We start from the raw sequence: 24,389 nt of genomic DNA on the forward strand, positions 1-24,389 counted from the left end.
TAGTTTTCAAAGAACAATCTATCGTGTCAGAAGCGACATTTATTATTATACCGAATCCCTATTGCTATGTCAATATAATAATTTAATTTTTTTGCATCACTTTTAACTAATAAAACTGCCGTCAAAAGCAACTTCCTTATAATAGCACCTTCGTTTTACTTATGCAACAGAAAGTTGATTCTTTTTTTACGGAAAGTTCATTTTCTCAAAAACTATTTATTAAGATAACAATATCTTTCTTATTAAAGTCGACAACCAAAACCTAGTCCACTGCTAGAAGTCAGAGGATGAACATACAATAATAATCGGGAAAACCCCTTAGGTCATAAGGATGCCCCTGAAAAAGTCCCAGAAAAAAAAGGCAGAAACCCTTATATTAGTGAGGGTTTCTGCCTTTTTAGATTTAAAATTGAGTTATCTAATTCGACAAAACTCGGGTGGTGACAGGCACGTGATTTACGGCGCGTGACAGGCACCGGGATTAATGTTTCCCTTTCCCCTTTCCTTTTCCTTTCCCTTGATGGTTTTTCCATTGCTCTTTTTGTTGTTTCGCTTCTTCTTTTTGCTTCTTCCCATTCCCACCATCTTCACTAACCTGTTTTGCTTTTTTAATAGTAGGTTTTGGTGGTACTTCTGCAGAATTGACCCCTTTAATATACAGTTCATTATTTACTCGATAGACACTGTTTGGCTGCTGAAAACGCGATGAATCTGTTCCAAATGACTGCATCATAGCTTTAAACATATACTGCGAAATTTTCTGCGTATTTGCGACCATATAGTTACCATTACCGTTTTGTGCGTATCCGGTCCAGACCGCCATTGTGTATTGCGGGGTATATCCTGCAAACCAGCTATCATTTGTCGCGTTGGTCGGGTATCCAAATTTAGCTCTAGTCTCTGCATCAAAATTGGTTGTACCTGTCTTCCCTGCAACATCTAGGTTAATGACATTCGCTGTTGTACCTGTCCCATCATTTACGACTGTGCGTAACATATCCGTCACCATATACGCCGTGTAATCCTGCATGACACGTTTTGATTTTTCCGTAAAATTAACTACTTTTCCATTCGGAAGTACCACTTTTTGGACAAAATGCGGTTTATTGTAGTTCCCGTTATTTCCAAAAGCACTATAGGCCCCTGCCATGGCTAAAGGACTAACGGTATTGCTTCCAATCGAATAGGATTCATATACTTGGTTATCTTTAAAAGTAATGCCGAGTTTTTCTGCAAAGTTCTTTGCCTGATCCATCCCAACCTCCCGCATTGTGAGAAGAGCAGGAATATTATAAGATTTTTTCAGTGCACTCCGTATCGTCAGCATTCCGTGATATTGATGGTCCCAGTTGGAAATCGGCTCGCCGGTTGAATAGGAGGTATTCTGGTCATTGATTAGATGTGCAGTCGACCATTTCAAATTTTCAATCGCAGGACCATAATCAAAAATCGGCTTAAATGTTGAGCCGGGTTGACGTTTGATATCCACTGCAAAGTTGTTACCTAGAAATTCTGCTTTATAGTCGTTTCGCCCGCTTCCAATCGCCCTGACTTCACCAGTTTTGGTATCTAAAAAGACGAAAGCTCCCTGAAAACCCGCATCTGGATAGGCAATGATTTCATTGGTGTTCAACATTTTGTCTGCATAATCCTGTGCTTTTGGATCTAGGGTAGTATAGATAGATAATCCATCCTTACTGATGTCTACATCCTTCAATTTACCCTTTACCTCTTTTACAACTGCATCTAAAAACGCTTCGTAAGGCATACTTTGTTGCGTGCTTTTTGGTACAAGTCCCTCAGTAACTGGAACTTTTGAAGCTTCCTGCAATTGTTTCTCTGTTATATAACCATCTCTAAGCATCGAACGTAAGACAATATTACGACGATTCGTGGCTGCTTCTTTGTTTTCTGGCTTGGTTGGATCGTAATTATTCGGACTCTGCGGCAGTCCAGCTATCATCGCCGCCTGCGCGAGCGTTAATTTTTTCAAATCATTTGCGTCAATACCATAGTAACTCTTTGCTGCAGCAGCTACTCCGTAAGAGCGGTTTCCAAGGTAAATTTTGTTTAAGTACATCATTAAAATATCGTGCTTGGAATATTTCTGTTCCAACTGATACGCCAAGTCCCATTCTTGCACTTTTCGCTTTAATGTTTTCTCTGGAGTCAAAAAGGAATTCTTTATCACTTGCTGCGTAATGGTACTACCGCCCTGTGATCCGAAATCTCCGGTTAAGTTTACAAAAATGGCCTTGGCCGTCCTTTTGATATCGATCCCTTGATGCTCATAAAAATGGGAATCTTCCGTGGCAATAAACGCTTGCTCGAGCACTTTCGGAACTTGCTCATACGCAATTTTTGTTCGCTTTTCCTTCCCGTACTCATAAATAAAGTTTCCGTTCTCATCATAGAATTTTGTAGAAAGTGGATCCACCAGCTTAGAAGCATCCAAGTTAGGCGTATCCTTAATCATTGAAGCGAACGATATAGCTCCTGCTCCTGTTGAAACAAGTCCAAGTACGAGACAGACAATGATTACTTTTTTCAATAATGATCCTTTTTTCTTCGGTGTTCGCTGACTTCTTTGTTGATTCTGTCTTGCGTTTTCCGCTTGTTTTCGTTCCTCACGAGATTGATAGGTCTCTTCTGGCATTCTTCTTCTCTCCCATGTCTATTTATGGTTACGCAAAGTTGATTTTAATGGTATTGATCAGTTATTTAAATGGATAAGAATATTTAGGCCGTTGTACTTCCTTCACTAATACGTCTAAAGGGAAATCTTCTCCCTTCAACCAACTATTTATAGAATTTCGTAAGTGGTCTTACATTTATGAGGGAATCAGGCAAAATTTTTTTCCCATTGGCTGTCCGTTTTATAAAAAAAAAAAATCCTCTCCCATGTTTGGAAGAAGATTTTTTTGTAAGTATATTTCAAAAACTAGAAAGGAAAACTGATAAAATTCTGTACTAAAAAGTAGCCGACATAGGCCGTCTGTCCGGCCAGAGTTAGTCCCAAAACAACGGCTGGAACTAATTTCGTTTGAACCAGCGCCGCCTTTCTCTTCGGGTTGCTTCTCGACATAAACGCTTGTTTACACACCAGAACCGCGCCAATAATAGATTGAACAAATAGAACCGATGCTAGGAATATACTCATATGAACGAGCACCATTTCGAAGTTAATATTCACAGGTAAAACCGTTTCGTAGCGGAAATAGACAGGCAAGTCCAATAGAACAGCAATGGAAAGTCCCCAAATCACTCCAAATGGGTTGCGAATCCACAACAATAAGGCAAGAACACTAAGCCCTAAATACAGATAAATAACCAAATGATAGTGACCTCTCGAAACTAAATAAAACAAACCAATTGCTGCCACCGAAGCAACCGTATAGCCTGCATACGAAATGAGCGCTTTTTTAAAGGGGGAGGTATGATTCCCGGTTGTCTGGCCTGAACCATCTCGATTCAGATGTATTTTACTACCCTCCAAGCAAGCACTGATCACGAGATGGACCAAGTTATGGAAATGGGCTAAATAAACCCTGATAAAAGGAAGCCCGCTCCCCACCAACGCTACACCCAGGTAAATAAGAATCAGCGTTGTCATATTCAATCTAAACCCTCCTCTCTACGCTAGATAGAATGAGAAGCACCAGACCAAAACGGTGGTGCTTCTCAAACTTGAATTATAATACCGCCACTTTTTCATACTTTAACTTTTCAATTTCCTTATTTAGCTCTTCATCGCTCACAAAACTGCTGTTTGCTGCTTCACACTGGGCTAATGGAGTCGCAAATTGATTGCCTGCCTGAACTTCTGCTTCCATCATTAAGATCCGCTCTTCGGCACGGGCCACACCTCTCGCAATATCATCAGTATGGAAAGAAACCGTCGCTTTCTGAATTTGCTGCATCGACTGAGCCACATTCGCACGTGAAGCTAACAAGATTTTCTTTTGCTGCATTTGGTTGTAGGTTTCCTTCAACTCGTCCAATTTTCCGATGAGGATTTGGGTTTGTCCCTTAATAGACTCGTATTGCTCCTCATATAGTTGTAGCTGGCGGTCATGGTTGAGTTTTTCTTGCACAGCCAATTTGGCCATGATCTCGTCCCCTTGTTCAATCGCCAGTTTGGCCTGACGAGTACGCTTGTCCACTAATGCTTTCGTTTCCGAAATGAGAGCTGCTTGTTTTTTCTCTACAAAAATTTGCCTAGCTAGGGCTTTCTGACCTTTGACAATTTCCTGTTCCATTTCCCTAGAATACTCATTTAACATCGCAATCGGATCTTCGATACCGTCTAAAAGTCCGTTAATTTCCGCCATTGTAATTGTCTTTAATCTTTTAAAAATACCCATGTTATTCATTCTCCTTTTTAGTTACTAGATTTTTTTCCCATTGATCTAAAACGCTAGCATTCTGGTTAGTTACCGGGATATGCGAGCCTACAACAGAAGTGTTAATAAACTGTTGCATAGAGGAAGCTTTCGACTTCTTTCTGAGCCATCTTACGAATAGTACTAGAGCAGCTAGTCCAATAATTAGGAAGAGCCAAGGGAATCCTCCGTCATGGTGAGCGCCATTCATCATTTGGTGGCTCCCGCCAAATCCGCCACGGCCTCCCATTTCACCGGGACCATGTCCATGAGGACCTCTAGCATAAGCGCTGCTCCCTCCTAGTAGAAAGTGGAGTACGTTAATCACTAGTACCGTAGAGGCAATGATCACACCCCAGAAAATACCCTTTTTCACTTTTGTATTCATCTCTTTATCTCCTTTCGTTTCTGATGTAATGAATATTAATAGAGAATGGTGAAAACTTGGTGAAAAGAGGAAGCTAGTAAGTAAGTTTTTTATTAAGGACGGGAAATCTACCAAAATAAGTTTCAGTTTCTTACTATTAAGCTATTGCTTCTTAATTCGCTCATAAAAACACTAAATCCGCCCATTAAAGCCCAAGATTCGCTCATAAAACTCGAAGATTCGCTCATAAAACTCAAAAATTCGCCCATAAAAGGGACAAGTCGTTTTATAAATCATAAATGCTCAACTATCGAAGTGTAATTTTACACAAAATATCATTTTAACGAGCTCCTCCATAAGTAATAACAACGTTATTTTCGAAAACAGGCAAAAATTAATAGTAATATGGGCTTCACAGATGGTAGACCTGCTTACTTACACGTATCCATTGCCAAATTTCGTGTGGTGTCAGGCACCAAAGGTTATCAAAAAAAAGGCAGAAACCCTTATATTTAGTAAGAGTTTCTGCCTTTTTGATTAAAAATTGAGTGAGCTAACTCGACAACATTCGAGGCGCAACGCGTCCCCTGCTTCCCTATCATCTTAACAGATGCAAGCAAAATTCCAAATCCGCTTGTAGATGGGTTTTCATTAGCATTTCTGCTTTTTCTCCATTTCTTGCTTTAATGGCTTGGTATATTTGCTCGTGTTCGTCGATTAAATGGGGGCGGTTGTAGAATACGACTGTTTTACGGAAAAGGTAAATGATGGATGACATCCGGTCAATAATATCAATCATGACCGGGTTATTACTGGCTCCGACAATAATTTCATGAAACCGCGCATTTGCTTCCATAATTTCCTCGACTGTTCCTGTCTTCCCTATCTCCACACATTGATGTAATGATTGAAGCTCATTTTCTTTTAAATAGGACGCTGCACACTGAGCGGAATAGCCCTCAAGGAGCATTCGTACTTGAAACATATTTCGCAAGTCCTTTTCGGCCGGCTTTACTACTTTTTTATTCTCAATAAGCCCTTCATGCTCCAACTTTCGAATCGATTCCCGGATGGGTGTTCTACTGACACCTAATTCAGCAGCAATTTTTTCCTCGACAATTTTGGTACCACCAGGAAGTTCTCCATTTAAGATCCTATCACGAAGGATCTCATAGGATTGGTGGGAAGCAGGACGAGAACGATTACTTTCTAACACACTGTTCACCTCTATATCTCTTCAAACCTACATTTATTTTACCAAAATTCTTGTCAAAAAAATACAATAGACATCAGTTTCACTAATTTTTGTATACGAAAAATAATTATTTGTATACAAAAGTTACGAATTCGTGTACAATTACTTTTGTAAACGATATCTGAAAGCGATTGCAGTTGAACGAATCGCTTAACTTATAAGATTTCAAATAGAATGAGGAGGAATTTATCATGGCACAAAAAGTTGGTTTTATAGGTCTAGGAATTATGGGGAAACCGATGGCTTTAAACCTAATCAAAGCAGGATTTACACTTACGGTTAATGATCTAAATCAAGACGCCGTCCATCAGGTCGTCGAAGCTGGAGCAGTGGCTGCTCATTCTGCGAAGGAAGTAGCCGAAAACAGTGATGTCATTATCACGATGTTACCTGCCTCAAAACATGTTGAACAAGTTGTATTAAGTGAAAATGGAATCTTGGCAGGGGCCAAAGCAGGTTCGGTCATTATCGATATGAGTTCAATTACACCTGAAGTCTCACGGGAGCTAGCAGCAGCGGCAGCGAAAAAAGGCGTTGGCATGCTAGATGCGCCAGTCAGTGGCGGCGAACCAAAAGCAATTGATGGTACATTAGCCATTATGGTTGGCGGGAAAGAGGATGTTTTTGAAAGTGTTATGCCGGTCCTCTATGGAATGGGGAAAGACGTTATCTTAGTTGGTGATCATGGCTGTGGCGTGACTGCAAAGCTTGCCAATCAAATTATTGTAAACCTTAACATAGCGGCGATGTCCGAGGCACTTGTTCTAGCAGCGAAAGCAGGTATTGATATTGAAAAAATGTACCAAGCAATCCGCGGCGGACTTGCTGGAAGTGCTGTTCTAGATGCCAAGGTACCATTGATTTTAGACAGAAACTTCGTGGCTGGCGGAAGTATTGCCATCAACATGAAAGATATTACGAATGTAATGGACACGGCCCATGAAATTGGCGTTCCACTTCCATTATCAAGCCAATTGCTAGAAATTTTCCATGCATTAAAGGTCGATGGAAAAATAAAAGACGATCATGGCAGCATTGTCCGTTATTATGAAAAGCTTGCCAATGTTGAAGTAAAGAAGGCGTAAATGATGACTGAAACGAACAGAATATCCGCAGCTTACCTACAAACCGTCCCTGAGGTGGACCGTCAGGCAGTCAATCAATTAGTTACCGAAGCACTAAAAAGCTTAAACAAAAAAATCATCGTCCTCGATGATGATCCAACAGGTGTCCAAACCGTCCATGATATCTCCGTTTTCACGGATTGGTCTGAGGAAAGTATTGAGCAGGGTTTTAACGAAGAGCAGTCCATATTTTTCATTTTGACAAATTCACGAGGCTTTTCAGCGGAAGAAACTGAAAAGGCTCATCGCGAGATCGCCGTTAACATTTTAACCGTAGCTTCGAAATTAAATCGAGAATTCCTCATTATTAGCCGTGGAGATTCCACACTTAGAGGACACTATCCACTAGAAACCACCGTTTTAAAGGATACACTCGAATCAGGTTCTGAGTTGAAAATAGATGGTGAGGTCATCCTGCCATTTTTCAAAGAAGGCGGCCGATTGACCATTAACAACATCCACTATGTTCAAAATGGTCAAGAGCTTGTGCCTGCAGGCGAAACAGAATTTGCAAAAGACCGGACATTTGGCTATTCCAGTTCGCATTTAGGAGAATGGATTGAAGAAAAGTCGAATGGGTTATTTCTCGCTAAAAATACATTATATATCTCACTCGAACAATTACGGGCAATGGAGATTGGCGCCATCACGGAACAGCTTCTTCAGGTAAACGATTTTAATAAAGTAGTAGTGAATGCAATCGACGAAGTCGATGTTAAAGTATTCACGGCTGCCTTAGTACAAGCAATCAATGCCGGAAAGAACTTCCTTTTTAGAAGTGCAGCCGCTCTTCCAAAAGTCATTGGTGGAGTCAGTGATAAAGCTCTGCTAACGAGAGAAGAATTAATAATAGAAGAAACAGGGAATGGCGGATTAGTTATTATCGGTTCCCATGTGAAAAAGACGACGGAACAGCTAGAAAAATTAAAAGAATTAACCACCATTGAATTTATCGAGTTTAATAGTCATTTAGTTTTACAACCAGAGCAATTCAAAGCGGAATGCGACCGCGTGGTAGAAACCACCGAAGCACTGATCCGATCCGGTAAAACCGTTGCCGTTTATACAAGTAGACAACGGCTCGATCTTGGCGAGAATAAAAAAGAAGAAGAGTTAAAAATGTCCGTGACGATTTCGGATGCGGTAACAAGCATTGTAACGAGATTACAGGTAAAACCGAATTTCCTTGTCGCAAAAGGTGGAATTACCTCCAGTGATGTAGGGACAAAAGGACTAAGGGTAAGAAGAGCAACCGTTGCTGGACAAATTAGACCGGGAATTCCTGTTTGGAGAACTGGGGATGAAAGTAAGTATCCAGGCATGTCCTATGTTATTTTTCCAGGCAATGTTGGAACTCAAAGTGATTTAAAAGCAGTGGTAGAGATTTTAAGCACGAAATAAATTTAACTGATCGATTGGAATGCCGTTCTGGCATTCCACACTTTCAAAGGGGAAAGAGGGAGAAACATGCCAATCGTTTATATTTGTATAGGGGTTGCCCTATTGCTATTATTAATGGTCGTCTTCAAGGTAAACGCCTTCATATCATTGGTTATTGTTGGATTACTTGTAGGAGTTATGGAAGGAATGACCCCAATCGAAGCGATAACATCCGTCACATCCGGTTTGGGCGGAACCCTTGGCAATCTCGTACTGGTTATTGGTTTTGGGGGTATGCTTGGTAAACTAATGGCCGATTTTGGTGGTGCACAACGAATCTCCACCACATTGGTTAACGCATTTGGAAAAAAGCGAGTACAGCTTGCGGCTGTTCTAACAGCCTTCATTGTTGGGATTGCGCTATTCTTTGAAACGGGCGTGGTTGTGTTAATTCCGTTAGTCTTCACAATCGCGGCAACAGCAGGTGTACCAATTCTTTATATTGGGATGCCAGTTATTGCGGCTTTGATCACCATGCATGGCTTTGTTCCTCCACACCCTGGACCAACAGCCGTTGCCGATGTTTACAATGCCAATATAGGTAAGACCTTATTATATGGAATTCTTATCGGTATTCCAGCAATCATTATCAGTGGACCATTATATACAAAAACGTTTAAAAAAGAAGAATTGGAAGTAAAAATTCCAAAAGGACTTTTTAATCCTAAGCACTTTACAGAAGAAGAAATGCCTGGTTTTGGGATTAGTGTATTTACGGCCCTTATCCCCGTCATTCTGATTGCCTTCCAAGCCATCGTTGAAATCACGATGCCTGAATCATCACTTATTCAAACAGCTAAATTTTTAGGAAATCCTGGTATTGCCCTATTAATCGCTGTCATAGTCGCCATCTTTACCTTTGGTTTAAATCGAGGTAAAAAAATGCCAGAAATCATGAACTCGATCACAGAATCAATCAGCAGCATCGCGATGATTCTTTTAATCATTGGAGCTGGCGGTGCATTCAAACAAGTACTCATCGACAGTCATGTTGATAAATACGTTGCCCATCTGATGGAAGGTTCCACCATGTCGCCGTTAATCCTCGCCTGGTTAATCGCCGCGATCCTACGGGTAGTCCTAGGTTCAGCAACCGTTGCCGGATTAACAGCAGCCGGTATTGCCGCACCACTCGTTGCCTCTGCACACGTTAGCCCCGAACTCATGGTGCTAGCAACCGGTGCAGGAAGTATGACCTTCTCTCACGTAAACGATGCTGGTTTCTGGATTTATAAAGAATACTTCAACCTAAGCATCGGTAAAACCATTCGCACCTGGTCGGTAATGGTAACGATTGCATCCCTTGTCGGACTTGCTGGTGTGCTAATAATCAATATGTTCCTATAGGGAGAAACAAAATTAAAAGACCACCCCCGCGCCGTAGCAGGCAAAAGGGTGGTTTTTTTTATATTCAGGATTCTTATTACATAATTATTGCTCCTTACTACACATTTTCAGGCTCTTATTACATATTTTTTGAATCTTACTACATGATTTCTGACTCTTACTACATATTTTCTAAAACTTACGACATTTGCTGGATAATAATTGGGAATCCTCTCAAACTTCAGATCCTTATTACGTAATTATTGCTCCTTACTACATATTTTCAGGCTCTAATTACATATAAACCGACTCTTACAACATATTTTCCGAAACTTACGACATTTTCTGGATAATAATTGGAAATCCTCTCAAACTTCAGATTAATACAACACAATATGGGTTCTTACTTCGCAGATTCGGAGATTCATTCGCTGATATGATGCTAGTTTCGCTGATAAAAGTCGATTTTCCGCTGATAAAATGGTCCAGTTCGCTGATATCCTTCAATAATTCGCTGATAAGCTGCTCATTGTGCTAATCCCCCCCTCCAAACTCCCTCATCCGCCTAAAAGTTAGCTTTATTTGCACAAATTTGACTTTTATTTGCGGATTCACTGCTTTTATTTGCGGATCGTCTACGAAATCTCGAAAACTCTATTAAAATACCCTGAGAGACGCTATCCTCTAGGGCATTTTTCAATTTATTTGTAACGCAGCAATCGAGATTGGTGAGTGCAAATAGTTTGGTGTACATACACTCACCGCTTCTACTTCACCACTTTTCAATAACTCTTCATAGCTTGTATATCCTTTTACCCCGTATTTTTCAGCTACTTTTGCTGCACGTTCTTTATTAATATCACAAACTGCCGCGAGCTCTACATGTTTATTAAACGCATATTCAGGTAAATGACGATGCTGAGCAATACTTCTGCATCCGATTATGCCTACTTTTAGAGCTTTCATTGTTCTTTTTCCCACGGATTCCCTAAATTAGTTTACTTTCACTGCAATTTTTTCTAATGGCTGTGCATTTCCGTAGACAGGGCGATTACGCTCTACAGGCTGAGCCCATTTCACTGCATTCACAATCACACGTTGAATGTCTTTGTTATAATACGTTGGATAGGTTTCATGTCCCGGTCTGAAATAAAATACTTTGCCGTTGCCCCTTTTATAGGTGCAGCCGCTTCGAAATACTTCGCCGCCTTCAAACCAGCTTGTAAAAATAAGCTCCTCTGGTGCCGGGATATCAAAATGCTCACCATACATTTCTTCTTTTTCTAGTTCAATAAACTCCCCAATTCCTTCCACGATCGGATGGCTTGGAGCTACAACCCATAGACGTTCTTTCTCATCCGCTTCACGCCATTTCAAGTCACAGCTTGTCCCCATTAATGTTTTGAAGATTTTGGAGAAGTGACCAGAATGAAGTACAATCAGTCCCATTCCATCCAACACGCGCTGCTGTACTTTCGAAACTACTTCATCACTTACTTCACCATGTGCAAGATGTCCCCACCAAATGAGTACGTCTGTGTTATTTAATACGTCAACTGTTAAACCGTGCTCTGGCTCATCCAATGTAGCCGTTCCTGCTTGAAATCCTGCTTCTGTTAAAAATCCAGCAATCGCACCATGAATGCCATTCGGATAAATTTCGCTTACAACCGGATTTTTTTGTTCATGACGATTTTCATTCCATACTGTTACCTTTATCATCTTTTCTTCCTCCATTTTCATTAACAATATAAGTACTCTAGTAAGCTACGTTTTGAATAGACAACGACACTTTGCTCCAATCGAATCAATCAACATTTACAACGTGCCCTTTTTCTGCAGAAATGATGATCCGATCAATTACTTTTTGATTTTTGTATCCATCGTCAAAAGTAGGCATATTATGACTTTCGTTATATAAGATTAGTTCAGCAAAGTCACTTAAAATGGTCTTATTATATTTCTCTGGTACTCTTACTGTTTTCAAAACAGGATTCTCTTCCGATTCACCTTTAACATAAATATCAATTTCATTTGGACGCTCAATATTCACATGGATCGTTCCGCAATCCCCGAATAATGTAACTTCAAGCTGATTCGATGATCCAATGGCATTTCTTGTGGTGACAAAATTTCCTACTACGCCATTTCCAAGAATCGCCTGGAAACTTGTAAAATCATCCACGTCAACCTGTCTCTCTTCTCCAGTGATAGGATCTAATCGTTTGTCAACAAAGGTTTTCATCAATGCTGAGACTGAATGAAATTCTCCTACAAAAAACCGAGCACTATCAATCATGTGAGCTCCCAAGTCGCCTAATGCTCCTGTACCAGTAACTGCTTTATTAAAACGCCATAAATACGGAACATTGAATAAAGGCGCTCCAAACGATTGTTGGTATCGTACATCAATATGACGTATTTGACCTATTGTATTTTCTTCTAATAACTTTTTTGCGTATTGAAAAGATGGGGTATAACGATGAATAAATCCTATCATGCAAGGAATTGGATTTTTCTTATATAAAAGATTCAGATTCTCTGCTTCTTCAAAATTCAAAGTAAATGGTTTTTCAGCTAAGATTGGTTTTTGATGTAAGATACATAACTCCAGGATTTTAGCATGCAGGTTATTAGGAACAACAGAGATTATGGCATCAACATTAGGAGAGGCAATGATCTCTTCAATATTATTGAAGCGTTTATCCTGACTAATGCCTTCCTCCTCACCGATTTTGTTTAAAATATCTTGATTAATATCACAAATTGCACCCACTTGAATCGAATCTAATTTAGAAATGCTCCTAAGATAAAAATTTGACATCCCACCAAGACCAATTACCCCAACAGTCACTACTTTATTGCGAATCATATGTTCACTCCTTCTTTTAACAGATTTTTTTCCTCTACATTCCTACATTCATATTTTGAAAACACTTTTCTAAACATATAGGAATTTATAAAAGCTAATAACGCAAATCCTCCAAAAGTTCCTATATATAACACGGATAGGAACCCTATAACGGAAGAAAACAGAAAAGTAACTGGAACAAAGGTCAAAACGATTAATAGCAGCAGACTAGGAAAATTGGAAATTCCTATTAATAATGAATTTAATAGGGACTGTTTAATCGTATTTTCAAATCTGGCCATATAAGGGAAAATAAAAAGCAGGATGCAAAGATAAACAAATCCAAAAAGGATTAACATACTTGTGAAAAATATCCTAAGCACTCCATTAAGATTTCCTAAAAGATAGAAATCTGCTAGAAGGATAAAACCTGCGGCCAACATTATGATCCAAACAATAGTACTTTGGGTAAAATTCTTTTTAAAAGATAGGATAAAGCTCTTAAATAGATAACTCTCTTCATTCCTTGCCATTTTAATAGTTACAGAATATAAGGCAGTAATGGAAGTTCCAATGGTTAGGATCGGAATACAAAAGAGTATGAATAAAAAGTTTAATATGACAATATCAACTGCTCTTGATAAGAATTTAATCAATGGACTATTCAACTGAAATAATTGACTCATTTTTTTGCCGCCCCTTTCTAGATAAACCGTTATTGACCGCCCAATGTTCACTCTCTTCTTTGCATACACAACAGCCGGCCGCGCGATAATCACGTGAACCGGCTGTCATTTCGATCAAGAGCTTAAAAAAGGTTTATTTGGTTTATTTATCTTTTATTTAAGATTTTTTTGGTATCTATCAAATGCATTTTTCTGAATTTTTATATATTCATCTAAGCCCATTTGTTTTAATTGGGAAATATATGAATCCCACTCTTTAATAGCTCCACCCTCAACAACCCATTTAGATTGCATAGAATTCACATAAGATGTAAGGTCTGTATTTAATGCACTTAATTGGTTCATCTCTTCTGCTGTATAAGAAACATTTGGAAATTGTTCTCTTGCATACTTATTAATTTGTTTATCTAATTCAAGCTTCAATCCATCTCCACCATTAGTTGGTAATATTACTTTTTCGTTAAAACCTTCCCCGATAAATTTAGGACCAAAATCACGGAATGAGTTAACCCAAGCAAAAATATCTGCAGACTCACCTTTCGGAGCATCTAATACTTTGTATGTTCCGTCATCATTCTTTTCAACCCCGACACCGAACGAACCATAGAACGTTTGAATACTTGCATCTTCTGTGTAGAATTGGTCTGCCCATTTTAATAATTTAGCAGGATCCTTCGCTTTTGTTGTAATCATAAACTCATCTCTAGAATAAATTGGTGCATCCGTCATGGCATAACGTTGTCCATCTGGACCTTCTAGTGCAGGTAATTGAATATACTCACTTGCATTTGGTCCAAATGTGGCGTCAGGCGTCCAACCAGAGGATACTCCCACCAAGGAACCTTTTTCATCTTTCCGTTTTGCTTCAGCCATTGAGGTATCTTGTGTAAATAACTCTTTATCAATTAGTCCTTCTGCATACGCTTTATGCATCCATTCAATACCTTCTTTAAAAGCTTCTTCAGTTGGCATAAAGACTGGCTTCCCATCTTTTACAGTCATAGAAGTTGAATAACTGCCTTTAGGCAAACCAAATGGTAAAATGAACCCTAGAACATCACCTTGATAAGCAATTTCATCATTTGGGTCACCGTTTCCATTTGCATCTTTTTCCTTGAATGCTTTTAAAACGGTATAAAACTCTTCATATGTTTCAGGTATGGACAGACCCAAATTATCCAGCCATTTTTGATTGATGTACAAGGAATTTCCTGCAATTGGTCTTAAAGGAAGCTTCTTCGGCAAACTATAAATGTGTCCATCAGGAGATGTAGCCATAGCACGTAATGTAGGGTCCGCTTCAAATGCTGCTTTTAAATTCGGCATGTTTTTTTCAATCAAATCTTCTAGAGGAATAAACATGCTTTGGTTCTTAGCTATATCTGCATCCGTTAGCGTTATAGACCCCCAAAATGCATCCGGTAAATCTCCTCCAGCTAATAATACTGATTTTTTGTCTGGCCATTCAGAATTCAAATACGTATCCCAATCAATTGAAATTCCTGCTTTTTTTTCAGTTTCTGCAACAAACCCTTTTAAAAAGTCGTCTCCCCAATCGGCCCAACGAACGGTCGCAATTTTATACGTTCCATCTTCATTAGATTTAGAACTAGATGAAGTATTACTACAGCCAACTATTAAACTAGCTGCCAACGTTAAATTCATTACGATTCCTAATTTTCTCTTAAGCATTATTTTTCCCCCAATATATTATTCTTTAATTGAACCGACCATAACACCTTGATTAAAATACTTTTGTAAAAATGGATATAAACACATAATAGGAACAGTGGAGACGACAATTGCTGCATACTTCATCATCTCTGATAATCTCCTTAATTCCGATGCTAAATCTCCTGAGACAGTTCCCAAAAGGGACTGATTCGATATCAAAATTCTTCGAAGTATCAATTGAAGCGGTTGCAAATCTTCATTTGTAATATAAATTAATGCATTAAACCAAGAGTTCCATATCCCGACTGCTGTCCAAAGACCGATAACGGCTAGAATTGCCTTTGATAATGGCAGCACCATCGTGAGAAAATATCTAAAAGTCCCGCAGCCATCAATCTGCGCTGCTTCCCAAAGAGTCTCAGGAATACTCTGTTTAAAGAATGTCCTTGCGATAATAATGTTGAAAGATGACACGGCAAACGGTAACACCATAACCCAGAAGGTATCTAATAATCCAAAAGCTTTCACGACTAAATAAGTTGGAACTAACCCACCGCCGATGAACATCGGAATAATAATGAACAACGATATCCACTTTCTTCCAAACAACTCTTGCCTTGATAATGCATAACCTGCTGGAATGTTTACAACTAATGCAATAAATGTTCCGACAACGGTATAGATGATGGTATTTAGATATCCTTTCCAAACGATATCTTGTTTAAATAATTCTATATACCCATCTAATTTCCACTCTTCGGGCCAAAACCAGACCTTTCCATTTAAAACATCGGCAGGATTACTAAATGAGGCGATAATGATAAACCAAAGTGGATAAATAATCATCAAGATCATTAGTACCGCGAATCCATACACGGCAAAATCAAAAATTCGATCTTTCCAACTCTTTTGAGCTCTCGTTTTATTAAAAAACTTTTTGTTTATTAATAGTTCCACTGCCTTACCTCCCTTCTAAAGCAAGCTTGTTTTCGTAAGTTTCTTAGACATATAATTCACTAATAGTAAGATAATGATATTGACTACTGTATTGAATAACCCAATGGCAGTTGATAAGCTGTATTGAAAATTCTGCATCCCTATTTTATAAACATATGTAGATATGATTTCACTTCCAGGTAAATTTAATTGATTTTGTAGTAAAAAGACTTTTTCAAATCCGACACCTAAAAGACTGCCTGCTCGTAAGATCAATAAAATCATTGCGGTAGGTAAAAGTAAGGGTAAATCAATATGACGAATTTTTTGCATTTTGCTCGCACCATCCATGGTAGCCGCTTCATAATAGGTAGGATCAATGGCTGATAGAGCTGCTAAGAAAATAATACTATCCCAGCCTAAATGCTGCCAAACATCGCTCCATACATAGATACTGCTAAAAAATGATGGATTTGATAATAGGTTGGGCATTTCGATTCCAATTAATCCTAACAAATTAGCAATCAATCCATTGCTTGGTGACAAAAAAATCAAGATCATTCCACACATAACCATTGTAGAAATGAAATGCGGTAAATAGGTTGTGACTTGAAATACCTTTTTAAACAGTCCGATACGAATTTGATTACAAAGTATGGCTAACGCAATCGGTAATGGAAACCCTACCAAAATACTGTATAAACTGATATACAATGTATTTTTTAACGTCAGATCAAATTGATAGGAATGAAAATATTGAATAAAATGCTTGAATCCTACCCAGGGGCTTCCCCATATCCCTAATGCTGGTGAATAATCTTTAAAGGCCATTACTAATCCGTACATAGGAATGTAAGTAAAACAGATTAATAATATAATGGAAGGTAATAGTAAAACATATAAAGGGCCGCTTTTCTTAAACTGTCTCATCCATTTAGATGTTTTGCTTTCGTTCGATAGGACGGCGGCATTCGTAAATCGTTGCGAAGCAAGTGTACTTTTCACATGATTCCCTCCTTTATTTGATATACCTATTATAAGAAAGCGCATTCACAATAAATAGAAATAAACCGACCATTCGTAATACTATTTAGTGCAAATGGAGACATTCTCTTAAGTAAATTTAACGGAATAGCACTATTCAGTCCTCTTACAGCTATTCAATCGCTTTCTTGACGTTTTTTTGCTAGAAACTGCAAGTTTATACTATATATAATGAGGATAGTACAGGAGTTGAAAAAAGTTGCGGTTACCTTTTGGAAAAAATCCATCCTATTCCATTAATTATTATTCGAAAATGCTTATTATCATTTTAATTTGTATTTTCCTAATCAATTGCGTTGTTAGTGTCATAACAATCTCTATTACTAGACAACAAAGCATTGATTACATTGAAAATACTTTTAACCTTTATTTAAGGGACACACAAAAAAGGCTTAATGCAATCGATCATTTTATGATTTGGACTGTTAAGAATGAACCATTAATTGGAGATATCGAAGATGCTCAAGGTGTAGATGAATTCTCCACTAGCCTTAGCAATTTCAGAACGAGAGTAAACGATTTTCAATACTCTACCGGAAAAGAATATCAGTTCTTCTTAGCATTAAAAAAAGAGAACCTCTTTTTTAATAGTTCTCCCATTAAAATCACCTATTCTGATTACCTTAAAATGAAAAAAACTTTAATGTCAGAGACGAAAACGTTAAATAATTATGAGAACATAAAAACCTGGCAATCTCTTAAGCTGAATAATAAATTCTATTTATATCATTTAATCGAATACCAAAATAGAGTATTTATTTGTTTGGTTTCAGTAGATGATATCCTTTCGCCTTTACAAGACATCAAATTAGGAAAGAACGGCTCGATTATTATGGAACAGGATAAATATGTTTTTCTTTCTAACTCAAATCCGGTTCATTTATTGAAAAAAGAGGAACCCGGTACACTTTTCAATAGTCACCTGTTTTTTGATGAGGAAGACACATTACTCCCCTTTTCCCTACATGTAACCGTTGATCATTTTGGTGCTTTTGAAAAAGTCATTTTAGCTCAATTAACTATTATAACAGCAACCATTTTTATTAGTTTGATTTTGTTCCTTATGCTGCTCTATATAAAGAAAAAGGTCATATCCCCCGTTCAAGCTTTTTCTAAAAATCTTGCTGATATAAATAACAATAATGAAATCATTGATTTTGAAACCAGTAGCATTAAAGAGCTTGAAGAAGCAAATGTCCAATTCAGAGGGCTGATCAGAGAAATAAAAAAACTAAAAGTAAATATTTATGAGCAAGAAATTGAAAAGAATAAAATACAAATGGATTTTATGAAATTACAGATAAAACCCCATTTTTATCTAAATTGTTTAACGACCATATATAGTATGGCTCAAATGAAAATGTATAACGAAATTATAGAAATGGCATCATCCACAGCTAAATATTTCAGATATTTATTTCAAACAAACCAAGACTTTGTCAAACTAGAGAAGGAATTAGAGCATATAAATGATTATTTGGCTATTCAAAAATTAGTTCATGGACCCGCTTTTCTTTTTGAAAGATTTATCGAACCTGATATAGAACAAGCGAAAGTTCCACCTTTAGTCATCCAAACATTTATTGAAAATACGGTTAAATATTGCGTTTCTTTAGATGAAGAAATGAGCATTTTCATAAGTATTTATCATGTTAATATGAATAACAATAAATTCATTAAAATCACGATAAAGGATACGGGCCCAGGATTCCCTCCTGATATACTAGATAAGCTTCGGAACAATATTCCTTTAATCAATAGAAAAGGAAATCAAATCGGGATCAACAATGTAGTTCAAAGGCTTCGAATATTGTATGGGGGAGAGTTTACGATAAAATTTTCTAACGATCCTGATGGCGGTGCCAGAATAATGCTAATGATCCCTTACCTTATGTACGAGGAGTGAGCGGTATGAATGTGTTGATTGTTGACGATGATCGCTTTGTCGTTTCTGCTTTAGAACAAAAAATGGATTGGGTCTCTTTAGGCATCGAGCAAATTTACACCGCTAACAATATTCGTCAAGCAAAGAGAATATTTGATCACTATACAATCCATATTCTCATTAGCGATATAGAAATGCCACAAGGCAGCGGTCTTGAATTATTAGCGTGGATACGATCAGAGGGATTTAATGTCCAAGCTATCTTTTTAACGAATTTTGCGGACTTTAACTACGCACAAAAAGCGATAGAACTTCAAAGCTTTGAATATTATTTAAAACCAATTGAATTTGATAAACTAGAATTAATCATAAAAAAAGCTATAAAAAAAGTAAATGTAAGTCAAATAAATGAAGATGCGATGAAAGTTGGACATTACTGGCAACAAAATAAAGAAAAACTCGTAGACCATTTTTGGTACACGTATTTAAAAGACAATCACTCATTATCTAGCGAAGAACTACAAGAACAACTGGGAATCCATAATATAGATTATTCTATGGATGATTGTTTTTTACCACTAATACTTGACTTTTTCCCATATAAATTAGTTGAGAATAACGAAATCATTTCACTATTTGATAAAGAAAATGCTCTTGAAAAAAGGTTGAAATCTATAATAATTGAATCCTTCAAAGACAGCCCTATTTGTTTAGATGGTTTCCTGCAACTAAACACAAATAAAGACGAGTATCTCGCTATTTTTAGATTACTAGATTGTACGATTGAACCATCTTCAAGGGAGTTGATTTCTTCTTGTCAGCAGACAATTGCAGTTATTAACAATCAATTACATTGTGATGCACAATGTAATTTAGGTATCTCAGGTCCTTTAGACAACATTCAATCCATAGTGAAGAAACTCAAAGTGGTCCGTGAAGAAATGTTCGATTATAGAAACAAAACCTTTTGTTTAAAAACTCACAAAATCAGCGACAAAAAATATGCTGAACCCAATGTGCACTTATTGGAGCAATATCTCCAAACTGGAAATAGATTAAGTTTCATTAATAAGTGCTACCAATACCTTACAAACTTATTAGATAAAAATGAGTTAAATCATAATGTGATGTGTAGTTTTAGACTAGATATTACTCAGTTAATCTATACTCATTTAAAGAAAAAAGAAATTCTTGCGAATAAGTTATTCCAAGGGAAGATTGGTGATTTTTTACTAGAACAATCTTCAAGATCTATAGACGATTTAATGATTTATATTTCCTATTTGGTAGATGTTTCTCTAGACTATATGGCATTTACTAACTCACAGAAATCGGTTGTAAAGACTATTTGTGATTATATTGATCAAAATTATCAAGAAAATATCACGAGAACGAACTTAGCTAAAACGGTCTATCTTAGCCCAGATTATATCGCTAGAATATTTAAAAAGGAAACGGGAATATCACTGGTCAATTATATTATTAAAAAGAGAGTCGACATCGCAAAAGACTTACTGATGAATACAGATCTTCCTGTTCATTTAATTTCTGATAAAGTAGGATATGAAAATTACTCCTATTTTACGAAGCTTTTTAAGAAAGAAACCAATTATACTCCAGTAGACTATCGGAAAATAGCCCATTCAAAAAGTGAAACTTTTTGAAATTTATGGGAGTGGAAACACTTGAACACCTCAGGGGCGGTTCTCATGGTTATTAATGAGTTTATCAACCGTCCCCCTGGTTACTCTTTGCAAAAAACTCTATTTTGGCTTAATTCTCCATAAATCTTCAATATTCGCTTCATTGTCCATTTGGATTTGTTCTCCAGCTCGAAAATTTCCTCTCTAAGGATACTAGAAAATAATTGATAACCACACCTAGCAGAGAAATCGTAATAATACCGGCATACATTTGTAGAATTTGAAAGTTTTATTGCGTGTAATTAATGAGATAGCCCAAACCTTCCTTTGCTCCAACCATTTATAAAAAGGAGAAGTGCTAGAACTGTATGATCGAAACCATGTTAAAAAAGCAGCATGTTTTTTAATATTTTTACCGAGCGTTTTCAAATTCCCTTATAAAAGGGAATATCTTTTGCTGTAACGTTCGAATTTTCTGGTATAATTTCATTTTAAGAATACAATTTGAACATAGTAAGGAGAGTTTAATTTGGAAGGTTTTATTGGATTGGTTTTAAATATAATCCTCACGATTTATTTAGTGATTGATTCTCGTAAGCATGGTAAAAGCCCCATCCTTTGGGGAATTCTCGGATTCATTTTTGGGTTGATCGCTTTAGGAATCTATCTAATAAAAACAAATCGAAAGGTCATCGGTTGGATTATCACAATTATTAGCATAATAGGTTATTTAGCCTTACTCTTAGTCCTACTATTAGGTGCGGCCCTTATACTCGGGGGAGGATTTTCTTAAAATAAAAATGAAAGCTCCACAGGGACGGTTCAGGACCAGTGATAAGTCCTCTTTAGGTGTAAAAGATACGGATCATCTACCATATGTAGATGATCCGTATCTTTTTTCTTACTATTTACGAGTAAAACACACGTTTTTTTATTAAAATAATTACTTTTTCAGCAGCCCCGGTCTAAGTTTCCTCATCTATGAGAAAAAAATTTAACAGAGGTAACTTTTGTATAAGCTATGAAAAATTTGTCCATCCTAATCATATAAAAGATAGGTTAGGAGAGTGGAGAACTTGATAATGATTTTTCCGATAAATAGGGGTGATTTTCAATGAGCACAGAAGAATTGAATAAAATTATTACAGTTAAGAAGATGGATTTAGAGGAATGTGAACAAGAACTTAACAGCCGTTACTACCCTTCAATAGTGAGAGTAGCAATGATGAATTACATTTTAGTCCTGCAGGAACAATTGGAAAAGTTTAATCATGCAATGAAGAAATAAATTACTATTTAAAATAGAAGTCCCGGTTAGGGTCCAGTGCCTGCCACTTATAAATCTATCAATCTTCGACAATAAATGGGGAGTGACAGGCACGGAATTCCGGAATTCAATCGGTTGGATTATCACAATTATTAGCATAATAGGTTATTTAGCCTTACTCTTAGTCCTACTATTAGGTGCGGCCCTTATACTCGGGGGAGGATTTCTTAATATAAAAATGAAAGCTCCACGGGGCGGTTCAGGACCAGTGATAAGTCCTCTTTATGTGTAAAAGATACGGATCATCTACCATATGTAGATGATCCGTATCTTCCCAACTTTCCACAAAATCAGATAGGTTTAATCATCTACAGCCACTTCAGGATATTCCTCGGCCCCTTCACGACACACCTTTAAAAATAATCCTGTACTTAATCGGAGAACATTTGCTTTGTGGACGATTGTTACTTTTTTGCGGCGCTTCATAGCCATTTTAAAAGCTGCATGAGCAATTCGTTCTGCGGCTTTCCTTGTAAACACACCCGATGTGACAACTACATCCTGGTTACTAAAATCTATAAAAATCTACCCTTCGCCTCCGAACCAAGAAAAGAGACATCCCGTGACGATTCTCACGTCATTCCATCAGGAAGGGAATTGAACCCTTGTCATGAACCTGCTGTTCAAGACACCCCGAGGTGCTCTGTTAGAGCCGGCGGTTTGCAACAGACCATTCCTTCCATTGGTCAACCTGCCGCAAAGATTGGATTTTAGTACCAGGACTACACCTCCTTAAATTGTAATTCCCGGTTCTTTAATATTAATGTTTTATGAATCACGTTCCATAGCTTCCAACAATGGTTTTCAACCCAAAAAGACCGTTCATAAAAGTATAGAAAATTGCTCTGTGAAACATTGTTATAAAACGAGATTTTTTGGGGAGTCAGTGACCATATCTTAGGGGGACGCGGAAGTTTATAAAGTGCTTTTTCAGGTGGAATTATCTGAAATACAGTCAAGAATAACAAACTAGGATTTTAAAGGAGCAGCGAAGGCTACTCCTTTTTTAGTTGTGTACCCAGCATGGGTGCAGTCTATAGGGTGGTGATCGGAAATTCTCGACACAGTTCGGGTGGTCACAGATCATAAAACAATGTGACACAGGACCTTTTGGGATTATTTAGTGGTTCGAGGTTCCTGTCCCCTGTCCTTTTAGGTACCTGGACTGTGACCGAAACTTTATTTTTTTAAAATAATTGGATGCTTTATGACATCCTTTATTTTAGAGGCTGGTAGATCGTTTTCGAGCAGTTGTACCATCACTTTCATATATCTATGAATATGGGTAAAGTACTTTTTATAGCCTGCACATAAATAATTTAATCCTGGTTCACCATCAGGAGTAGTTAGAAAGCGATGCTTCGGACACTCTCCATTACAAGCAAATTTCACTTCACAACTTTGGCAGTACTTTGGTAATGTTGTTTTTTTCGCTTGGCCAAATTCAGATTGCTGGATAGAATCCATCATTTCTTTAAAGGTTTCTGATTGAATATTCCCCAACTTATAATCCGGATACATAAAATGATCACAGGAATAGACATCCCCATTATGCTCAATAATGGCTGCCTTCCCACATGTCTCAGCAAAAATACACACTGTTGCCGGCAGCCCCATCCAGGCTACTAATGAACTTTCGAAATTCATCACATTGACCGTCCCGACATCGTTTCTAACCCATTCCTCAAAAATGGTAATTAAAAAGTCTCCATATTTCTCAGGATTCACCGTCCATGGAGCCAAATGAACCCCTTCTTCCTTCATCGATGCAGGTGTAGCATGACGTAACCCTAACGCAGTCGCTTGCTCATCTGCCATTCTTTCCACAATCGGGATGAACTGAATATATTCCACACCTTCATTTTTAAAAAAATGATAGATTTCAAGAGCTGAATTTGAGGATTCATTCGTGACACATGTAAGAATATTATATTGGATCTTATATTTTTGTAAGTTATGTAGAGTTTTTAAAACTCGATGAAAAGTAGGTTCTCCCCCACGATCAACACGATATTTGTCATGTATTTCTTCTGGTCCATCTAAACTTAAACCAACTAAAAAGTTATTTTCAGCAAGAAAAGGAAACCATTCTTCCATTAATAATGTTCCATTAGTTTGCAGAGAATTGGAGATTCTTTTCCCATTTGCATATTTTTTTTGAAATTCAACTGCCTTTTTATAAAAATTCAAGCCAAGTAGGGTAGGTTCTCCTCCTTGCCATACAAAAGGAATTTCCTCTGCAACCTGGGATCCTATATAGTTTTTGATAAAATTCTCAAGCGTTTCCTCTGACATCCGAAATGGAGTTTTAGGTTCAAATAAAGATACCTTTTCTGTATAAAAGCAATAATGACAATCTAAATTACAAATTGGCCCAGAAGGTTTCGCTAACATATGGAAGCTTGTTTCTGTTTTTTCAATAGATGTATCCATCAATATCCACCTCACA

The 24,389-nt window shown here is 37.5% G+C and carries 18 protein-coding genes and 3 pseudogenes; 7 read left to right on the plus strand and 14 right to left on the minus strand.

From position 1 onward, the window contains the following. Positions 1–574 precede the first annotated feature (574 nt). The 5 genes and pseudogenes from J7E67_RS02790 to J7E67_RS02810 all read right to left on the minus strand — a co-directional run. Positions 575–2,656, minus strand: a pseudogene (locus J7E67_RS02790) (transglycosylase domain-containing protein); the annotation flags it as partial. 285 nt (positions 2,657–2,941) lie between these two features. Continuing rightward, positions 2,942–3,613, minus strand: coding sequence for a M50 family metallopeptidase (locus J7E67_RS02795; protein WP_251026536.1), 672 nt, complete (start codon positions 3,611–3,613; stop codon positions 2,942–2,944). A 79-nt stretch (positions 3,614–3,692) separates the two neighbouring features. Beyond that, the gene (locus J7E67_RS02800) at positions 3,693–4,364 is read right to left on the minus strand and encodes a PspA/IM30 family protein (protein WP_214730953.1); all 672 of its coding nucleotides are present in this window, start codon (positions 4,362–4,364) and stop codon (positions 3,693–3,695) included. A gap of 1 nt (position 4,365) precedes the next feature. Continuing rightward, positions 4,366–4,770, minus strand: coding sequence for a hypothetical protein (locus tag J7E67_RS02805; RefSeq protein ID WP_214730955.1), 405 nt, complete (start codon positions 4,768–4,770; stop codon positions 4,366–4,368). A gap of 577 nt (positions 4,771–5,347) precedes the next feature. Continuing rightward, on the minus strand, positions 5,348–5,965 hold the full coding sequence (locus J7E67_RS02810; RefSeq protein ID WP_374223919.1) for a GntR family transcriptional regulator: 618 nt from the start codon (positions 5,963–5,965) through the stop codon (positions 5,348–5,350). A gap of 230 nt (positions 5,966–6,195) precedes the next feature. On the opposite strand from J7E67_RS02810, the gene garR reads away from it, so the two are divergent. The 3 genes from garR to J7E67_RS02825 all read left to right on the plus strand — a co-directional run bounded on the left by garR (position 6,196) and on the right by J7E67_RS02825 (position 9,915). Next, positions 6,196–7,089, plus strand: coding sequence for a 2-hydroxy-3-oxopropionate reductase (gene garR / locus J7E67_RS02815; protein ID WP_214730957.1), 894 nt, complete (start codon positions 6,196–6,198; stop codon positions 7,087–7,089). Positions 7,090–7,092: 3 nt separating this feature from the next. Continuing rightward, positions 7,093–8,529 (plus strand): four-carbon acid sugar kinase family protein, encoded by a 1,437-nt coding sequence (locus J7E67_RS02820; RefSeq protein WP_374223920.1) that lies wholly within the window; start codon positions 7,093–7,095, stop codon positions 8,527–8,529. A gap of 66 nt (positions 8,530–8,595) precedes the next feature. Continuing rightward, a complete protein-coding gene (locus J7E67_RS02825; protein WP_214730961.1) occupies positions 8,596–9,915 on the plus strand; it encodes a gluconate:H+ symporter in 1,320 nt (439 codons plus the stop codon). A gap of 687 nt (positions 9,916–10,602) precedes the next feature. On the opposite strand, the pseudogene J7E67_RS02830 reads toward J7E67_RS02825, so the two are convergent. The 7 genes and pseudogenes from J7E67_RS02830 to J7E67_RS02860 all read right to left on the minus strand — a co-directional run. Then, a pseudogene (locus tag J7E67_RS02830) lies at positions 10,603–10,860 on the minus strand (Gfo/Idh/MocA family protein); the annotation flags it as partial. Positions 10,861–10,887: 27 nt separating this feature from the next. Further along, positions 10,888–11,616 carry a ThuA domain-containing protein gene (locus J7E67_RS02835; protein ID WP_214730965.1) on the minus strand — a complete coding sequence of 243 codons (729 nt, stop codon included), beginning with the start codon at positions 11,614–11,616 and terminating at the stop codon, positions 10,888–10,890. A gap of 85 nt (positions 11,617–11,701) precedes the next feature. Beyond that, positions 11,702–12,766 (minus strand): Gfo/Idh/MocA family protein, encoded by a 1,065-nt coding sequence (locus J7E67_RS02840; protein WP_214730967.1) that lies wholly within the window; start codon positions 12,764–12,766, stop codon positions 11,702–11,704. Then, the gene (locus J7E67_RS02845; protein ID WP_214730968.1) at positions 12,763–13,431 is read right to left on the minus strand and encodes a YesL family protein; all 669 of its coding nucleotides are present in this window, start codon (positions 13,429–13,431) and stop codon (positions 12,763–12,765) included. Before J7E67_RS02845 ends, J7E67_RS02840 begins: the two co-directional genes overlap by 4 nt. 153 nt (positions 13,432–13,584) lie before the next feature. Further along, positions 13,585–15,123, minus strand: a complete 1,539-nt coding sequence (locus J7E67_RS02850; RefSeq protein ID WP_214730969.1) for a type 2 periplasmic-binding domain-containing protein — start codon at positions 15,121–15,123, stop codon at positions 13,585–13,587. Positions 15,124–15,141: 18 nt separating this feature from the next. Further along, entirely contained in the window at positions 15,142–16,062 is a 921-nt protein-coding gene (locus tag J7E67_RS02855) for a carbohydrate ABC transporter permease (protein ID WP_308160423.1), read from the minus strand. Positions 16,063–16,077: 15 nt separating this feature from the next. Then, positions 16,078–16,971: an ABC transporter permease gene (locus J7E67_RS02860; protein WP_251026537.1), complete on the minus strand. Its 894-nt coding sequence runs from the start codon at positions 16,969–16,971 to the stop codon at positions 16,078–16,080. Positions 16,972–17,284: 313 nt separating this feature from the next. On the opposite strand from J7E67_RS02860, the gene J7E67_RS02865 reads away from it, so the two are divergent. From J7E67_RS02865 to J7E67_RS02880, 4 genes are all read left to right on the plus strand, one after another. Next, on the plus strand, positions 17,285–18,991 hold the full coding sequence (locus J7E67_RS02865) for a sensor histidine kinase (RefSeq protein WP_214730970.1): 1,707 nt from the start codon (positions 17,285–17,287) through the stop codon (positions 18,989–18,991). 5 nt (positions 18,992–18,996) lie between these two features. Next, positions 18,997–20,634: a response regulator transcription factor gene (locus J7E67_RS02870; RefSeq protein ID WP_214730971.1), complete on the plus strand. Its 1,638-nt coding sequence runs from the start codon at positions 18,997–18,999 to the stop codon at positions 20,632–20,634. A 508-nt stretch (positions 20,635–21,142) separates the two neighbouring features. After that, positions 21,143–21,406 (plus strand): hypothetical protein, encoded by a 264-nt coding sequence (locus tag J7E67_RS02875; RefSeq protein WP_168241056.1) that lies wholly within the window; start codon positions 21,143–21,145, stop codon positions 21,404–21,406. Positions 21,407–21,727: 321 nt separating this feature from the next. Then, positions 21,728–21,901, plus strand: a complete 174-nt coding sequence (locus J7E67_RS02880; RefSeq protein ID WP_214713064.1) for a hypothetical protein — start codon at positions 21,728–21,730, stop codon at positions 21,899–21,901. A gap of 342 nt (positions 21,902–22,243) precedes the next feature. Here J7E67_RS02880 and J7E67_RS02885 read toward each other — a convergent pair. Together J7E67_RS02885 and J7E67_RS02890 are read right to left on the minus strand one after the other, a co-directional pair. After that, positions 22,244–22,444, minus strand: a pseudogene (locus J7E67_RS02885) (isocitrate/isopropylmalate family dehydrogenase); the annotation flags it as partial. A 675-nt stretch (positions 22,445–23,119) separates the two neighbouring features. Then, on the minus strand, positions 23,120–24,373 hold the full coding sequence (locus J7E67_RS02890) for an anaerobic sulfatase maturase (RefSeq protein ID WP_214730972.1): 1,254 nt from the start codon (positions 24,371–24,373) through the stop codon (positions 23,120–23,122). Between the last annotated feature and the right edge of the window lie 16 nt (positions 24,374–24,389).

The organism is Bacillus sp. ISL-46 (assembly GCF_018613205.1).

What these genes read in the sequence shown, in the direction of transcription:
- J7E67_RS02795 (WP_251026536.1), bottom strand. Translation starts at nt 3,613, where the DNA reads ATGACAACGCTGATTCTTATTTACCTGGGTGTAGCGTTGGTGGGGAGC.
- J7E67_RS02800 (WP_214730953.1), bottom strand. Translation starts at nt 4,364, where the DNA reads ATGGGTATTTTTAAAAGATTAAAGACAATTACAATGGCGGAAATTAAC.
- J7E67_RS02805 (WP_214730955.1), bottom strand. Translation starts at nt 4,770, where the DNA reads ATGAATACAAAAGTGAAAAAGGGTATTTTCTGGGGTGTGATCATTGCC.
- garR (WP_214730957.1), top strand. Translation starts at nt 6,196, where the DNA reads ATGGCACAAAAAGTTGGTTTTATAGGTCTAGGAATTATGGGGAAACCG.
- J7E67_RS02820 (WP_374223920.1), top strand. Translation starts at nt 7,093, where the DNA reads ATGACTGAAACGAACAGAATATCCGCAGCTTACCTACAAACCGTCCCT.
- J7E67_RS02825 (WP_214730961.1), top strand. Translation starts at nt 8,596, where the DNA reads ATGCCAATCGTTTATATTTGTATAGGGGTTGCCCTATTGCTATTATTA.
- J7E67_RS02835 (WP_214730965.1), bottom strand. Translation starts at nt 11,616, where the DNA reads ATGATAAAGGTAACAGTATGGAATGAAAATCGTCATGAACAAAAAAAT.
- J7E67_RS02840 (WP_214730967.1), bottom strand. Translation starts at nt 12,766, where the DNA reads ATGATTCGCAATAAAGTAGTGACTGTTGGGGTAATTGGTCTTGGTGGG.
- J7E67_RS02845 (WP_214730968.1), bottom strand. Translation starts at nt 13,431, where the DNA reads ATGAGTCAATTATTTCAGTTGAATAGTCCATTGATTAAATTCTTATCA.
- J7E67_RS02850 (WP_214730969.1), bottom strand. Translation starts at nt 15,123, where the DNA reads ATGCTTAAGAGAAAATTAGGAATCGTAATGAATTTAACGTTGGCAGCT.
- J7E67_RS02860 (WP_251026537.1), bottom strand. Translation starts at nt 16,971, where the DNA reads ATGAGACAGTTTAAGAAAAGCGGCCCTTTATATGTTTTACTATTACCT.
- J7E67_RS02870 (WP_214730971.1), top strand. Translation starts at nt 18,997, where the DNA reads ATGAATGTGTTGATTGTTGACGATGATCGCTTTGTCGTTTCTGCTTTA.
- J7E67_RS02880 (WP_214713064.1), top strand. Translation starts at nt 21,728, where the DNA reads ATGAGCACAGAAGAATTGAATAAAATTATTACAGTTAAGAAGATGGAT.
- J7E67_RS02890 (WP_214730972.1), bottom strand. Translation starts at nt 24,373, where the DNA reads ATGGATACATCTATTGAAAAAACAGAAACAAGCTTCCATATGTTAGCG.